The 16,639-nt window shown below is 68.3% G+C and carries 9 protein-coding genes and 3 rRNA genes; all 12 read right to left on the bottom strand.

Going from position 1 to position 16,639, the window contains the following annotated elements; genetic code table 11:
• Positions 1-4: 4 nt before the first annotated feature.
• Entirely contained in the window at positions 5-1,183 is a 1,179-nt protein-coding gene (gene steA, locus KG102_RS07410; RefSeq protein ID WP_208290105.1) for a putative cytokinetic ring protein SteA, read from the bottom strand.
• Positions 1,184-1,189: 6 nt separating this feature from the next.
• The gene (gene recN / locus KG102_RS07405) at positions 1,190-2,920 is read right to left on the bottom strand and encodes a DNA repair protein RecN (protein WP_208290106.1); all 1,731 of its coding nucleotides are present in this window, start codon (positions 2,918-2,920) and stop codon (positions 1,190-1,192) included.
• The gene (locus KG102_RS07400; protein WP_208290107.1) at positions 2,917-3,810 is read right to left on the bottom strand and encodes an NAD kinase; all 894 of its coding nucleotides are present in this window, start codon (positions 3,808-3,810) and stop codon (positions 2,917-2,919) included. Before KG102_RS07400 ends, recN begins: the two co-directional genes overlap by 4 nt.
• Complete coding sequence (locus KG102_RS07395) at positions 3,807-4,628, bottom strand: TlyA family RNA methyltransferase (protein ID WP_208290108.1); 822 nt, start codon at positions 4,626-4,628, stop codon at positions 3,807-3,809. The genes KG102_RS07400 and KG102_RS07395 overlap by 4 nt, the downstream gene beginning before the upstream one ends.
• Before the next feature lie 6 nt (positions 4,629-4,634).
• Entirely contained in the window at positions 4,635-4,796 is a 162-nt protein-coding gene (locus KG102_RS07390) for a hypothetical protein (protein ID WP_208213722.1), read from the bottom strand.
• Between the two features lie 102 nt (positions 4,797-4,898).
• Complete coding sequence (locus tag KG102_RS07385) at positions 4,899-5,939, bottom strand: HAD-IIA family hydrolase (RefSeq protein WP_208290109.1); 1,041 nt, start codon at positions 5,937-5,939, stop codon at positions 4,899-4,901.
• Positions 5,936-6,838, bottom strand: coding sequence for a hypothetical protein (locus KG102_RS07380; RefSeq protein ID WP_249667512.1), 903 nt, complete (start codon positions 6,836-6,838; stop codon positions 5,936-5,938). The genes KG102_RS07385 and KG102_RS07380 overlap by 4 nt, the downstream gene beginning before the upstream one ends.
• A gap of 1,830 nt (positions 6,839-8,668) precedes the next feature.
• A 5S ribosomal RNA gene (gene rrf / locus KG102_RS07375) occupies positions 8,669-8,785 on the bottom strand.
• Positions 8,786-8,863: 78 nt separating this feature from the next.
• Positions 8,864-11,980, bottom strand: a 23S ribosomal RNA gene (locus KG102_RS07370).
• 446 nt (positions 11,981-12,426) lie between these two features.
• Positions 12,427-13,947 (bottom strand): 16S ribosomal RNA (locus KG102_RS07365).
• The 16S, 23S and 5S rRNA genes sit together here, the layout of an rRNA operon.
• 646 nt (positions 13,948-14,593) lie before the next feature.
• Positions 14,594-15,856 (bottom strand): tyrosine--tRNA ligase, encoded by a 1,263-nt coding sequence (gene tyrS, locus KG102_RS07360; protein ID WP_208289109.1) that lies wholly within the window; start codon positions 15,854-15,856, stop codon positions 14,594-14,596.
• A gap of 76 nt (positions 15,857-15,932) precedes the next feature.
• On the bottom strand, positions 15,933-16,634 hold the full coding sequence (locus KG102_RS07355) for a DNA-3-methyladenine glycosylase (protein ID WP_249667511.1): 702 nt from the start codon (positions 16,632-16,634) through the stop codon (positions 15,933-15,935).
• Between the last annotated feature and the right edge of the window lie 5 nt (positions 16,635-16,639).

Raw genomic sequence — 16,639 nt, 5'->3', positions numbered from 1 at the left:
GCGGTCATCCGAACAGACCGCTGATCCACGACGTGATGTCGTCGAGACGGGCGCCCGACAGGCCGAACAAGGTCTGCCCCGCGGCGGTCGACGCGAGCGCCACGCCCAGGGCGAGCAGGCCGGCGAGGACCAGGAAGGCGAGCTGGAGGTTCGAGATGCGGTTCCGGTAGAGGCGCGAGACGCCCTTGGCGTCGACCAGCTTGCTGCCGACCCGCAGGCGCGTCAGGAACGTGCTCGCCATACCGGATCGGCCCTTGTCGAGGAACTCGACGAGGGTGGCGTGCGTCCCGACGGCGACGATGAGCTCCGCGCCCTTGTCGTCCGCGAGCAGCATCGCGACGTCCTCGCTGGTGCCGGTCGCGGGGAAGACGACGTGGTCGACGTCCAGCTGCTCCACGCGGGCGAGCCCGGGCGCGCGTCCGTCGCGGTAGGCGTGCACCACCACCTCCGCGCCGCACTTCAGCGCGCGGTCGGACACCGAGTCCATGTCGCCGACGATGAGGTCCGGCTTCCAGCCGGCGTCGAGGATCGCGTCCGCTCCCCCGTCCACGCCGATGAGCACCGGCCGGTACTCGCGGATGTACGGGCGGAGAGTGACCAGGTCTTCCTTGTAGTGGTAGCCGCGGACCACGATGAGCACGTGCCGGCCGTCGATCTCGGTCGAGATGTCGGGCACACCGATCCCGTCGAGGAGCAGGTCGCGCTCCCGGCGCAGGTAGTCCATGGTGTTCGCCGCGAACGACTCCAGCTGCACGGAGAGGCCCGCGCGCGCCTCCTCCATCGCGGCGGCCACGGAGTCGGCGGTCTGCAGCACACCCTCGGCGACGAGCGTGCCCCCCTCGTACACGGCGCCGTCCACGATCCGGAGCCGGTGGCCCTCCGTCACCGCCATGACGTCGGCACCCAGGTCGTCGACCAGCGGGATGCCGGCCTCGATGAGGATCTCCGGGCCGAGGTTCGGGTACCGGCCCGACGTCGACCGTGCCGCGTTGAGCACGGCGGCCGGCCGGCAGGCGACGAGGGCCTCGGCGGAGACCCGGTCCAGGTCCAGGTGGTCGATGACCGCGATGTCACCCGGTCGCAGGCGCTTGGTCAACGCCTTGGTCCGGGGGTCGACGCGTGCCGGGCCGGCGAGGTCGCCGGCTTCGGGCAGGGCGGTGCGCTTGCGCAGTGAGGCTCTCATCGCCGCTCATCGTCCCACGGACGAGAGCTCGAGCAGCTCTGCGGCATGCGTCCGCGCGGCGTCCGAGTCCTCCTGACCAGAGAGCATGCGGGCGAGCTCGCGTACCCGCTCGTCCCGCGTGACCAATCGCACGTCCGACTCGGTGACCACGTCCACGCCGTCGGCGGTCGACTTGGTGACCACCAGGTGCCGGTCGGCGAACGCCGCGACCTGCGCGAGGTGCGTCACCACGAGCACCTGGCTGCCCTGCGCGAGCGCCGACAGGCGCCGGCCGACCTCGATCGCCGCCCGGCCACCCACGCCCGCGTCAACCTCGTCGAAGACGAACGTGCCCGGCCGCGTCGCGCCGGGAGCGGTCGCGAGCGCGACCTCGATCGCCAGCATCACGCGGGACAGCTCACCACCCGACGCGCCCTTGCCGAGCGGTCGCGCGGGCGCTCCGGCGTGCGGCACCAGGAGCATCTCGACCCGGTCCGCGCCGTGCGCCGTGAGCTCCGCCGCGGGCTCGACGCGCACGAGCAGCTCCGCGCCCCCCATGGCCAACCCGGACAGCTCGTCGGAGACGACGGCAGACAGTCGTTCGGCCCCGCCGAGGCGTCCGGCGGTCAGCTCGCTCGCCAGGGTGGACAGCTCACCGTCGAGCCGCGCCCGGGCCTCCCGCAGCTCCTCGATCCGCTCGTCCCCACCGTCGAGGTCCATGAGCCGTCGAGCCGCCGTGTCGGCCCAGACGAGCACCTCACCGACGGTCGACCCGTAGCTGCGGGTCAGGCTGCCCAGCTCCGCTCGGCGGCGCTGGGCGGCCTCGAGCCGCAACGGGTCGGCCTGCAGGTCCTCGAGGTAGGCCGCGAGGTCCGTGGACACGTCGGCCAGCAGGTAGCCCGCCTCGGCCACGCGCGTGGCCAGGGCGGCGAGCGCCGGGTCGTGGGCACCCTCGTGCTCGAGCAGCCGGCGGGCGAGCTCGATCGTGCCGACGGCCGCCGCACCCTCGTCGGCGACGTCGTCACCGACCAGCGCCGCGTGCGCTCCCGACGCGGCGGTGCGCAGGTCCTCGGCGTGCGAGAGCCGGTCGACCTCCTCTGCCAGCGTGACGTCCTCGTCCGGCTGCGGGTCCACCCGCTCCACCTCGGCCAGCCCGAGACGCAGCAGCTCCGCCTCGCGCGTGCGGTCCAGCGCGCGGTCGACGAGCTCCGTGAGCTCACCGTCCACCCGCGCGCGCTCCGCCCACGCGGCGCGGTAGCGCGCGAGCACCTCGTGGTGGGCGGCGCCGACGAACTCGTCGAGCGCCTCGCGCTGCACGGCGGGCGAGCGCAGCCGCGCCTGGTCCGCCTGGCCGTGCACGGTGACCAGCTCGTCCGCGAGCTCGGCGAGCAGCGCCTGCGGCACCGAGCGGCCGCCGACGAAGGCGCGCGATCGCCCGGTGGTGCTGTCCGTCCCGGCACCGACGGTGCGCACGAGCACCAGGCTGCCGTCGTCGTCCAGGTCGGCTCCCGCCTCCGCGGCCCGCGCGAGGGCCGGGGCGCCCGGGTCGAGCACGACCCGTCCCTCGACCGCCGCCGATGTCGCGCCGACGCGGACGGTCGCCGGGTCGGCCTTGCCGCCGAGCAGGAGGTTCAGCGCGGTCAGCACCATCGTCTTGCCCGCGCCGGTCTCACCCGTGATCACGGTGAGCCCCGGCCCGAGATCGACGTGCGCGCGACCGATGACGCCGAGGTTCTCGATGCGGATCTCCTCGATCACGGGGTCGCCTCCGCATCGGTGGGTCGGCCCGGCCGGGGCGCGCTCGGCCGCCCGCGCCAGCCGTCCACCGGCAGCCCGAACTTGTTCACGAGCCTCGTCGTGAACGGCGCGGGGGTGAGCCGCGCGAGTCGCACGGGGATGTCGCTGCGGGTGACCTCGACCCGCGAGCCCTTGGGGACCTCGAGGCGCCGCCGCCCGTCGAGCGTCACCAGGCCCGGGGCAGGAGACCGGTCGAGCACCTCGACCGCGAGCCTGCTGCGCGGTCCGACCACCAGGGGTCGTGCGAACAGGGCGTGCGCGGACAGGGGCACGAGGATCATGCCGTCGACGTCGGGCCACACCACCGGCCCGCCGGCCGAGAACGCGTGCGCGGTGGAACCCGTGGCCGTGGCGGCCACGATCCCGTCGCAGCCGAACGACGACAGCGGGTGCCCGTCGACCTCGAGGAGCACCTCGAGCATGCGGGACCGGTCGACCTTCTCGAGCGCCGCCTCGTTGAGCGCCCACCCGACCCCGGTGCTGCCGTCCGGGCGCATGACGTGCACGTCGAGCGTGCCGCGCTCCTCGACGTCGAACTCCCCCGCCGTCAACCGCCGTACCGCCTCGGCGACGTCCTCGCGCTCGCTCTCCGCCAGGAAGCCGACGTGCCCCAGGTTGACCCCCAGCATGGGCACCGAGGTCCCCCGCGTGAGCTCGGCGGCCCGCAGGATCGTCCCATCGCCGCCCAGCACCACGGCGAGGTCGAAGGTGGGCAGGTCCGTCGCGACGGCGTCCTCGGCCGCCAGCACCGCCTCGACGCCGGCGCGTTCGAGCTCGCGCACGGCCTCATGGGTCGCGGCGACGGCCTCCTCGCGTCCACCGTGCGTGACGACGAGCGCTCTTCGGGTCATCGGTCCCCCTCCGCGCGGGCACGGACGACGGCGCCGATGAGGTCCACGGGCACCTCGACCGGGCCGGCACCGTCGGACCGACGGAGCCACAGGAAGAACTCGACGTTCCCGCTCGGGCCGGGCAGCGGGCTGCGCACGACCCCGCGCACGGCGAGCCCAAGCTCGGCCGCTGTACGGGCGACACCGGCCACGGCGTCGACCCACAGGTCGGGCTGCCGGACGACACCGCCCGAACCGAGGCGCTCACGCCCCACCTCGAACTGCGGCTTGACCATCACCAGGAGGTCGGCGTCAGGCCGCGCCACGTCGACGAGCGCGGGCAGCACGAGCGTGAGGGAGATGAACGAGAGGTCGGCCACCACGAGCTCGGGCGCGGGCACGACGTCGCCCGCGGCGAGCGTCCGGACATTGACGCCCTCGCGGACCTCGACGCGCGGGTCCGCTCGCAGCACGTCCACCAGCTGGTCGTGACCGACGTCGACGGCCACGACCCCGGCCGCACCCCGGCGCAGGAGCACGTCGGTGAAGCCACCCGTGCTCGCGCCCGCGTCGAGGCAGTGTCGTCCCGCGACCGCGGGCCCGTCCGCGCCGAGCGCGTCGAGCGCCCCTGCCAGCTTGTGGCCGGCCCGCGAGGCGTACCCCGGGTCTGCGTCGTCCGCGTCGACCTGGACCCTGCGATCCTCCGTCACCTGCACGGCGCTGCGCGAGACGGCCGAGCCGTCGACGCTGACGCGACCGGCCGCGATCAGCTCCCCGGCGTGCCGGCGGGAGCGGGCCAGACCGCGACGCACGAGCTCCGTGTCCAGGCGTGTGGTCACCGCGGGTCAGCCCTCCGCATCCGCGAGCCGGTCCTGCAGGGATCCGTGCACGGCCTCGAACACCGCGACGTGGTTGCGCAGCGGTTGCTCCTCGAGGCCCGCCAACGCGGACAGCGCCTCGTCGACGGCGTCGTCCGACGTCGATCCGGGCGTTGCGATCTCGGTCACTGCGCCTCCTGACGTGGTCGCGGTCCGTACGTGCCGCGGGACGCGCCCACGGTACCCGGCGCTTCCCACGGCATCCTGTCGGCACACACAGTCCCGACGTGCTCAGTCGTGCTGGAGCCCTGTCGCCAGCTCGGGCACCGAGGTCGGGTCCAGCTCGATCCCGTCGTCGACCGCGGCCCACGCGGCAGCGCACGCCGCGCGGACGACGTCCACCTCGTCCTCGACGGAGCTCGTCGCGGTGCGTCCGAGCTCGAGCCGGCCGTCGAGCACCCGCGCCGACGCGTCCCGCACCGTCCACCAGCCCTCCGGACCCCGCAGGGGCTCCGGGTGCGCGACGAGCAGGGAGCGCAGGTCGGCGCCGATGAGGTGCGGACGCTCCCCCGGCGTGGCCAGGACGTCGTCACGCGCCGAGCTGACGCCCGTGAGCACGTGCAGTCCGACGTACCCACCGGCGCGCGCGCCGGCCAGGTCCGTGTCCAGCCGGTCTCCGACGACGAGCGTCTCGCGCGCGCCCGCCCGCTCCACGGCCATGTCGTACATGGTCGGCGAGGGCTTGCCCGCGCTGTCCGGCACGACACCGGTCGCCGCCCGCACGGCGCCGACGAGCGAACCGTTGCCGGGTGCGAACCCACGCGCCGTCGGCAGGCTGAGGTCGAGGTTCGACGCCACGTGCCACGCCCCACGGCCGACGGCATATGCCGCCTCGGCCAGCTGCGGCCAGCCCACCTCGGGAGCGAATCCCTGCGCGACCGCCGCGGGTTCGTCGTCCGCCGAGTGCACGACCTCGAACCCGGCCGACCGCACGGCCGTCACCAGCCCCGCGCCGCCCACGACGAGCACCTTCGAGCCGCGCGGCAACCGGGTCAGCAGCAGCTGCGCGGCCGCCTGCGCCGCCGTCATGACCTCCGACGCCTGCGCGGCGATGCCCAGCTCGGTGAGCTGCTCCGCGACGGACTCCGGCTCGCGCGACGCGTTGTTGGTCACGAACACCAGCCGCATCCCGCGGGAGCGAGCCGCCGTCAGCCCTTCGGCGGCACCGTCGATCGGCTCGTGCCCGCGGTAGGCGACACCATCCAGGTCGACGAGGGCGAGGTCGAACCGGTCAGCGAGCGGCGTCACCGACCCGACGAGACCGCCCGTCACCGACCGCCCTCCGCCTGGTCCGAACCGGGCTCGCTCGACGCGGGCCCGTCGATGACGTCGGCCGGCTCCTCGCCGTCGACCTCCGACGTGTCGGCGACGTCGGCAGGCTGGGCCTGCTCGTCGTCGTCTGCATCGTCATCGGTCTCACGGTTCTCGTCGGCGGCGATGACGGTATCGGAGGGCGTCTCCGGTGCCTCCTCGTCGTACTCACCGTCCTCGTCGAACTCGCTCAGGTCGAACGAGACCACCTCGTCCTCGACCTCGACGTCGCCGGCGGCCTCGTCGAGCTGGTCCTGCGTATACGGCGCGAGCTCGGCGGCGGCGTCCGCCGACCGCCCGGCCGCCTCGAGCGCGGTCGCACGGGCCTGGGCCACGCGGACGGCGAGCAGGCCCTTGGCGGCACGCACCGCCGGAGTGGCCAGAGCCGCCACAGCCGCGTCTGCCTGACCGAGGTCCAGCCGCGCCCCGCTGACGACCATCGCCAGCTCGACCACCGCGTCGGCGTCGAGGGTCTGCGCCTCGGGCTCCTGCGCGAGGGACAGTGCCCGCTCAGGCCTGCCGAGTCCTCGCTCGCAGTCCGCCATGATCGCCAGGTGCTCGGAGGAACCGTTGAGCCGTCGCACGGTGCGCAGCTCGCGCAGCGCCTCGGCGTACCGACCCGTGCGGTACGCCGCCAGACCGGCGGCCTCCCGGACCACGTCGACGCGACCCGCACGGCGGACCGCTGCCTGGGCGTGCTCGTACGCGAGCTCGGGCTCGGTGTCGAGGAGTCGACCCACCATGACGAGGTGCCGTCCGACGCCGTCGGCGTTGTCCTTGCTCAGCGTGCGCAGCCGCCCGCGGACCGACTTGTCCAGCTCGCTGAACACGACGTCGTCGGGGACGTCCGGTGCGACCACGCGCTCGTCCTGCGGCGGGCGCGTCAGGCGGCGGTCATCATCGTCGCGGCGGTCCGCACCGGTGCCGTACCCGCCACGCGGAGCGGAACGATCGTCGCTTGTCGGGCGGCCGGCCGGGGGCCGACGGTCACCCGTGGCCGGTCGGTCACCGCGGTGGCCGCCGGCGGGCGGGCGGGACGCGCTGCGCTCCGGGCGGTCGCCATGGGACGGACGGTCACCGGTCGGGCGCTCGCCCGAAGGGCGGCCGGAGCGGTCGCCATAAGACGGACGGTCACCGGTCGGGCGACCACCGGAACGGTCACCGTAGGCGGGCCGGTCACCGGAGGGACGACCACCACCGGACCGGTCACCGTACGACGGACGGTCACCCGAGGGACGACCACCACCGGACCGGTCACCGAAGGACGGGCGGTCACCCGACGGGCGACCGGGACGGTCACCGTAGGAGGGGCGGTCTCCAGAGGGACGACCACCGGAACGGTCACCGTAGGAGGGGCGGTCACCCGAGGGACGACCACCGGAACGCTCACCGTACGAGGGACGGTCACCCGAAGGACGACCACCGGAGCGATCCCCGTAGGAGGGACGGTCACCGGAGGGACGACCACCACCGGAACGGTCACCGTACGAGGGGCGGTCACCCGACGGGCGACCGGGACGGTCACCGTAGGAGGGGCGGTCACCGGAGGGACGACCGGAACGGTCACCGTACGAGGGACGGTCACCCGAGGGACGACCACCGGAACGCTCACCGTACGAGGGACGGTCACCCGACGGGCGACCGGGACGGTCACCGTAGGAGGGGCGGTCACCGGAGGGACGACCGGAACGGTCACCGTAGGAGGGACGGTCGCCCGAGGGACGACCGGGACGGTCACCGTAGGAGGGACGGTCGCCCGAGGGACGACCGGGACGGTCACCGTAGGAGGGACGGTCACCCGAGGGACGACCACCGGAACGGTCACCGTACGAGGGACGGTCACCCGAAGGACGACCACCGGAACGGTCACCGAAGGACGGACGGTCACCGGTCGGGCGACCACCGGAACGGTCACCGAAGGACGGACGGTCACCCGACGGGCGACCAGAACGGTCACCGAAGGACGGGCGGTCTCCAGAGGGACGCTGCCCGTACGAGGGACGGTCGCCAGACGGACGACCGGAACGGTCACCGTACGAAGGACGGTCACCAGACGGACGACCGCCGGAACGGTCACCGTAGGAGGGGCGGTCACCGGAGGGACGACCGGAACGGTCACCGAAGGAAGGACGGTCACCCGAGGGACGACCGCCGGAACGGTCACCGTACGAGGGACGCTCACCCGACGGACGACCGCCATAGCTGGGACGGTCGCCGCCGCGGTCCCCGTACGAGGCGCGCTCGCCACGGCCGGCCGAGTCGCTGCCCGACCTGGCGCCGTAGGCAGGGCGGTCGCCGCCGCGAGACCCGCCCGTCGCAGGTCGTCCACCACCGGAGTACCCACCGCGCGACGCGCCACCGCCCTGGGAGCCACGGGGGCTACGGGACGAGCTGTTGTCGCGGTCGGGACGACCGCGGTCCGCCCCGCCCGATCGACCCCGCTCGTCAGGCGTGCGCCCGGCACGATTCTCGCTGTTCATCTGTGTGCTCTCCTCGTCGCGATCGACCGCCCCATGGTCTCATCCCCGGCTGTGAACGCTGCACAGCGGCCGCGAGGGCCGTCTGGTGGAGCGCAGCAAGGAGAAGACTGCGGTGATTCTTGGTGATCAATACGCCCGGCGTTGCGCGCACAGAACTGGTGGTGAAACAGGAAAAGCCACCCCCGTAAGGGGTGGCTTTTCCTGAATGATGTCCGGCGGCGTCCTACTCTCCCACACCCTGGCGAGTGCAGTACCATCGGCGCTGAAGGGCTTAGCTTCCGGGTTCGGAATGGGACCGGGCGTTTCCCCTTCGCTATGACCGCCGTAACGCTATCGAGTTCTCAAACGGGATTCCCGTTCGTACCTCGGGAACCGCACAGTGGACGCGTACACGCAATGAATGGTGTGGTGAAGTTGTCGGCTTATTAGTACCGGTCAGCTGCGAGGGTCTTTAGTCCCCTCTTCCACATCCGGCCTATCTACCCAGTGGTCTAGCTGGGAGCCTCTCACCCCTCAAGGGGGCATGGAAACCTCATCTTGAAGCAGGCTTCCCGCTTAGATGCTTTCAGCGGTTATCCCTTCCGAACGTAGCTAACCAGCCGTGCTCCTGGCGGAACAACTGGCACACCAGAGGTTCGTCCGTCCCGGTCCTCTCGTACTAGGGACAGCCCTTCTCAAGTTTCCTGCGCGCGCAGCGGATAGGGACCGAACTGTCTCACGACGTTCTAAACCCAGCTCGCGTACCGCTTTAATGGGCGAACAGCCCAACCCTTGGGACCTACTCCAGCCCCAGGATGCGACGAGCCGACATCGAGGTGCCAAACCATGCCGTCGATATGGACTCTTGGGCAAGATCAGCCTGTTATCCCCGGGGTACCTTTTATCCGTTGAGCGACGGCGCTTCCACAAGCCACCGCCGGATCACTAGTTCCGACTTTCGTCCCTGCTCGACCTGTCAGTCTCACAGTCAAGCTCCCTTGTGCACTTGCACTCGCCACCTGATTGCCAACCAGGCTGAGGGAACCTTTGAGCGCCTCCGTTACATTTTAGGAGGCAACCGCCCCAGTTAAACTACCCACCAGGCACTGTCCCTGATCCGGATCACGGACCGAGGTTAGATATCCAGAGCGACCAGAGTGGTATTTCAACGTTGACTCCACCGACACTGGCGTGCCGGCTTCACAGTCTCCCACCTATCCTACACAAGCCGCACCGAACACCAATACCAAGCTATAGTAAAGGTCCCGGGGTCTTTCCGTCCTGCTGCGCGTAACGAGCATCTTTACTCGTAGTGCAATTTCGCCGAGTTCGCGGTTGAGACAGCGGAGAAGTCGTTACGCCATTCGTGCAGGTCGGAACTTACCCGACAAGGAATTTCGCTACCTTAGGATGGTTATAGTTACCACCGCCGTTTACTGGGGCTTAAATTCTGAGCTTCGCCTTGCGGCTGACCCGTCCTCTTAACCTTCCAGCACCGGGCAGGCGTCAGTCCGTATACATCGTCTTGCGACTTCGCACGGACCTGTGTTTTTAGTAAACAGTCGCTTCTCCCTGGTCTCTGCGGCCCTTCACGCTCCCCGGGCTAGCCGGATCACGCTTCAGGCCCCCCTTCTCCCGAAGTTACGGGGGCATTTTGCCGAGTTCCTTAACCACGATTCTCTCGATCGCCTTGGTATTCTCTACCTGATCACCTGAGTCGGTTTGGGGTACGGGCGGCTAGAACCTCGCGTCGAGGCTTTTCTTGGCAGCATAGGATCACCAGATTCCCGCATTCGCGGTCACCGTGAGCTCTCAGGCTATATGAGGTGCGGATTTGCCTACACCTCGCCCTACGACCTTGGACGTGGACTACCATCGCCACGCTTGGCTACCTTCCTGCGTCACCCCTGTTAATACGCTTACCTACTACCGGTTCGGGTCACGCGCTCCCTCCCGCGGTGTCCCCGAAGGGACGATGCGAGAGCTCGGGCGCTTAGCATCACCGGGCTCGGTATGGGCGGTTCTTCGCCGGTACGGGAATATCAACCCGTTGTCCATCGACTACGCCTGTCGGCCTCGCCTTAGGTCCCGACTTACCCAGGGCGGATTAGCCTGGCCCTGGAACCCTTGATCATTCGGCGGACGGGTTTCTCACCCGTCTTTCGCTACTCATGCCTGCATTCTCACTCGTGTGGCGTCCACCGCTGGGTTACCCCGCGACTTCACTCGCCACACGACGCTCCCCTACCCATCCACACGCCTGAACACACCCAAAAGGTGCGCTGAGCTGATATGTGAATGCCACAGCTTCGGCGGTATACTTGAGCCCCGCTACATTGTCGGCGCGGAATCACTTGACCAGTGAGCTATTACGCACTCTTTCAAGGGTGGCTGCTTCTAAGCCAACCTCCTGGTTGTCTGTGCAACTCCACATCCTTTCCCACTTAGCATACGCTTAGGGGCCTTAGCTGGTGGTCTGGGCTGTTTCCCTCTCGACTACGGAGCTTATCCCCCGCAGTCTCACTGCCACGCTCTGGCTTACCGGCATTCGGAGTTTGGCTAACGTCAGTAACCTGTTGGGGCCCATCGGCTATCCAGTAGCTCTACCTCCGGCAAGAAACACGTGACGCTGCACCTAAATGCATTTCGGGGAGAACCAGCTATCACGGAGTTTGATTGGCCTTTCACCCCTAACCACAGGTCATCCCCCAGGTTTTCAACCCTGGTGGGTTCGGTCCTCCACGCGGTCTTACCCGCGCTTCAACCTGCCCATGGCTAGATCACTCCGCTTCGGGTCTAGAGCACGCGACTGAATCGCCCTATTCGGACTCGCTTTCGCTACGGCTTCCCCACACGGGTTAACCTCGCCACGTACCACTAACTCGCAGGCTCATTCTTCAAAAGGCACGCTGTCACCCCTGCTAGGGAGGCTCCAACGGATTGTAGGCACACGGTTTCAGGTACTATTTCACTCCCCTCCCGGGGTACTTTTCACCTTTCCCTCACGGTACTTGTCCGCTATCGGTCACTAGGTAGTATTTAGGCTTACACAGTGGTCTGTGCAGATTCACTCCAGGTTTCTCGGGCCCGGAGCTACTTGGGATCCCCTTCGGGAGGCCACGCCATTTCGTCTACGGGGGTCACACCCTCTGTGCCGGGCCTTTCAATGCCCTTCGACTATGACGCGACTTTCTGACTCCCTGCTGGATCGGCAGAACCAGCTGAAAGGTCCCACAACCCCGTGCACGCAACGCCTGCCGGCTTGAACACGTACACGGTTTGGCCTGATCCGCTTTCGCTCGCCACTACTCACGGAATATCTCTTCCTGGCGGTACTGAGATGTTTCACTTCCCGCCGTTCCCTCCACACACCCTATATATTCAGGTGCGGGTCACACGACATGACTCGTGCGGGGTTTCCCCATTCGGACATCCTCGGATCACGGTTCGTTTGCCAACTCCCCGAGGCTTATCGCAGGCTACAACGTCCTTCTTCGGCTCCTAGTGCCAAGGCATCCACCCTGTGCCCTTATAAACTTGACCACAAAGATCATTCATAAAAGATGCTCGCGTCCACTGTGCAGTTCTCAAGCTACGACCGGGAAACCAGCACCCTCACCCCAGCGCCTACCCCACCGCACCCGAAGGCACCAGCAAGAGCGGTTCGTCTGAGCGGTACCAGCCCGCAGCCACCCGAGCCCCACCCCCACCCACAGGCGGCGATGCGACTCGTAGCGACCCTGAACGAACAACCTTCCGGCTGTTCCCTCAGGACCCAACAGCGTGCCCAGCCGACCCCTCACCAGCAACGATCCGTTCCCACCCGGAACCCCAAAGGGCCCGGCGTACTAGGTCGCCACCAGCTCGAAAGCCGGCCACAGTCGATGTTCCACCCTCGAGCACCGTCCCCCACTCGTTCGGCAGGGACAACGGGCCTGGACACCACAGCCACCCCATGACAGGACAACCTGATGCCAGATGCTCCTTAGAAAGGAGGTGATCCAGCCGCACCTTCCGGTACGGCTACCTTGTTACGACTTAGTCCCAATCGCCAGTCCCACCTTCGACAGCTCCCTCCACAAGGGTTGGGCCACCGGCTTCGGGTGTTACCGACTTTCGTGACTTGACGGGCGGTGTGTACAAGGCCCGGGAACGTATTCACCGCAGCGTTGCTGATCTGCGATTACTAGCGACTCCGACTTCATGGGGTCGAGTTGCAGACCCCAATCCGAACTGAGACCGGCTTTTTGGGATTCGCTCCACCTCGCGGTATCGCAGCCCTTTGTACCGGCCATTGTAGCATGCGTGAAGCCCAAGACATAAGGGGCATGATGATTTGACGTCATCCCCACCTTCCTCCGAGTTGACCCCGGCAGTCTCCCATGAGTCCCCGGCATAACCCGCTGGCAACATGGGACGAGGGTTGCGCTCGTTGCGGGACTTAACCCAACATCTCACGACACGAGCTGACGACAACCATGCACCACCTGTACACCGACCTTGCGGGGCAACCATCTCTGGAAGTTTCCGGTGTATGTCAAGCCTTGGTAAGGTTCTTCGCGTTGCATCGAATTAATCCGCATGCTCCGCCGCTTGTGCGGGCCCCCGTCAATTTCTTTGAGTTTTAGCCTTGCGGCCGTACTCCCCAGGCGGGGCACTTAATGCGTTTGCTGCGGCACGGAACTCGTGGAATGAGCCCCACACCTAGTGCCCAACGTTTACGGCATGGACTACCAGGGTATCTAATCCTGTTCGCTCCCCATGCTTTCGCTCCTCAGCGTCAGTTGCGGCCCAGTGACCTGCCTTCGCCATCGGTGTTCCTCCTGATATCTGCGCATTCCACCGCTACACCAGGAATTCCAGTCACCCCTACCGCACTCTAGTCTGCCCGTACCCACTGCAAGCCCAAGGTTGAGCCTTAGGTTTTCACAGCAGACGCGACAAACCGCCTACGAGCTCTTTACGCCCAATAATTCCGGACAACGCTTGCGCCCTACGTATTACCGCGGCTGCTGGCACGTAGTTAGCCGGCGCTTCTTCTGCAGGTACCGTCACTTTCGCTTCTTCCCTGCTGAAAGAGGTTTACAACCCGAAGGCCGTCATCCCTCACGCGGCGTCGCTGCATCAGGCTTGCGCCCATTGTGCAATATTCCCCACTGCTGCCTCCCGTAGGAGTCTGGGCCGTATCTCAGTCCCAGTGTGGCCGGTCGCCCTCTCAGGCCGGCTACCCGTCGTCGCCTTGGTAGGCCACTACCCCACCAACAAGCTGATAGGCCGCGAGCCCATCCCAGACCGATAAATCTTTCCAGACGCCACACATGCGTGCACGTCTCGTATCCGGTATTAGCCATCGTTTCCCATGGTTATTCCAGAGTCTGGGGTAGGTTGCTCACGTGTTACTCACCCGTTCGCCACTGATCAGACCAGCAAGCTGGTCGTCACCGTTCGACTTGCATGTGTTAAGCACGCCGCCAGCGTTCGTCCTGAGCCAGAATCAAACTCTCCGTTAATGTCTACATGGCACCCCGCCACCCGAAAGCAGCAGAGCAACCGACAAACGAAATGGTCCCGATAAGGACCGTTCAGATTCGGCTGAATTTTGATGCCGCCTCCCACGGAGGTGAAAGAACGGACATCTATCTCAACCAAGACCCACCACCATCAGACACACCCACCCAAACGAGCGGACACACCCTCAGATAGCGAGCCATATGGCATCGACTATTTGGCACACTGTTGAGTTCTCAAGGAACAGACGCGCATCTCCTCAAGATCTTTCGATCTCGTCCGAGAGGCTTTGTCGTTCTGAATCTTACCTGACTTCCTGACCGCTTCTCGCCACCCTGTCGGGCGACATCAGCGGGCCTGGAAGCCCGTCCCCGTCAGCATCCGGGCGCACGAAGCGCCTGTCAACACGATCGGGGGTGGCCACCCTAGGGACCAGCCACCGTGGTTCGATCCGCGGTGTCCGTTCCTCCCTCTCGGGCGACATCGAGAACATTACGCGCAGGTTGCGGGGGGTGGCAAATCGCTGCTCGGTGACCCGGGTCACCCGTCCACCCGGACAGGCGAACACGCAGGTCAGGCGGCCCACCGGGAGCAGCAGACCCCCGCGTCCTGGCGGTCGCGGGGGTCTGGACGTGCGGCGGGAGGCGTTCAGGCCTCCGCATCGACCACCGCGAGCGTCCGCTTGCCCCTGCGCAGGACCGCCCACCGTCCGTGCAGGAGGTCGTCGGCCGTGAGGACCGCGTCCTCGGACGGGACCCGGACGTTGTTCACCGAGGCGCCGCCCTCCGCGATCGCGCGTCGGGCCGCCCCCTTGCTGGAGACGACGCCGGTGGCGGCGAACAGGTCGGCGATCGACGCTCCCACCGCGCCGGGCGCGGACGGCAGCTCGGCGACCGCGGCGGCAAGCGTGGAGGCGTCGAGATCGGCGAGCGACCCCCGCCCGAACAGCGCCTGGCTCGCCGCCACCACCTGGTCGGCCGCCGCCGTGCCGTGCACGAGCGCGGTCACCTCGTAGGCGAGTGCCCGCTGCGCCTCGCGGGCGGCCGGCCGCTCGGCGACGGCGGCCTCGAGCTGCTCGATCCGTTCGCGCGACTCGAAGCTGAACACCTTGAGGTAGCCCACCACGTCGGCATCGTCGACGTTGAGCCAGAACTGGAAGAACGCGTACGGCGTCGTGAGCTCGGGGTCCAGCCAGACGGTGCCCGACTCCGTCTTGCCGAACTTGGTCCCGTCGGCCTTGGTGATCAGCGGCGTGGTCAGGGCGTGCACGGCGACGCCCTCCGCCTTGCGGATGAGCTCGACCCCCGACAGCAGGTTGCCCCACTGGTCGCTGCCACCCGTCTGCAGGGTGATCCCGTGCCGGCGGTGCAGCTCGAGGTAGTCCATGCCCTGCAGGATCTGGTAGCTGAACTCGGTGAAGCTGATCCCGGTGTCGCTGTTCAGGCGCCGGGCGACCGTGTCCTTGGCGAGCATCGTGCCCAGCCGGTAGTGCTTGCCGATGTCCCGCAGGAAGTCGATCGCGGACAGCGGCGCGGTCCAGTCCAGGTTGTTGACCATCGTGGCGGCGTGCGGGCCGTCGAACCGCAGCAGGGGCTCGATCTGCTTGCGGATGCGCTCCACCCAGCCGGACACGACGTCGGGGTCGTTGAGCGTGCGCTCCCCCGCCATCTTCGGGTCGCCGATGAGGCCGGTCGCGCCCCCGACGAGAGCGAAGGGGGTGTGGCCCGCGTCCTGCAGGCGCCGCACCGTGAGGATCTGCACGAGGTTGCCGATGTGCAGGCTGGGCGCGGTGGGGTCGAACCCGCAGTAGAGCGAGACCGGCCCGGCGGACAGCGCCGCCCGCAGCGCGTCCAGGTCGGTGGTCTGGGCGATCAGCCCTCGCCAGTCGAGCTCGTCGAGGATGTGGTTCACGAGGTCTCCAGGGGGTCGGCCGGCGTGTGCACGGCGAAGTCAGGGGGCGAGGCGGTCCGGCCGGCGTCGTCGTCTCTCACGAGACGTCTACCGACGCCGGCGCGCGATACGCCGGGCGGTACGCGGACACGGTGCGCTCGTCGGTCAGCCAGTAGCGCCACGGGAACCGGGAGCCCTCGCCGCCCGCACCCGAGACACCGACGCGGGGGCCGGACTTGTGGGTCGGCTGGGCGAGGACCTGGTGGCGGTGCAGGACGAGGTCGCCGCCCGCCTCGGTGACGTCCGCGCCGTTGGCGGTCAGGTCGATGCCGAGCGCCACGGCGAGCCGGGCCGGGCCGCGCGCGAGCTGGCGTTCCGAGTCGACGACGCCGACCGCCTCGCGACGGGCCCACGCGAGGTCCTTGCCCTCGACGATCTCCCCAGCGCGCAGCAGGACCGCCGACGGGCTTCCCGCGGGCTGGGTGACGACGTTGACGCAGTGGTGCAGCCCGAGGTGCCGGTATACGTACAACCGGCCCGGCTCGGCGAACATCACCGCGTTGCGCGCGGTGCGTCCGCGGTACGCGTGGGAACCCGGGTCCTCGGCACCGCCGTAGGCCTCGACCTCGGTGATCCGCAGCGTGACGTCACCCTCGGGCGACCGCGACGTCAGGCACGCGCCGAGCAGGTCGCGAGCGACGAGGTGCACCGGGCGGGCGAACCACACGCGCGCCGGGACCACCACGGGCGCGCGCCGACCGGCGGCGTCCGGGCTCTCGAGCGGCTCCGACGGGTTCACGCGAC

Origin of the sequence: Cellulomonas fengjieae (assembly GCF_018388465.1) — a bacterium.
GTDB lineage: Bacteria > Actinomycetota > Actinomycetes > Actinomycetales > Cellulomonadaceae > Cellulomonas > Cellulomonas fengjieae.
This window is presented reverse-complemented; position numbering and strand designations above follow the sequence as displayed.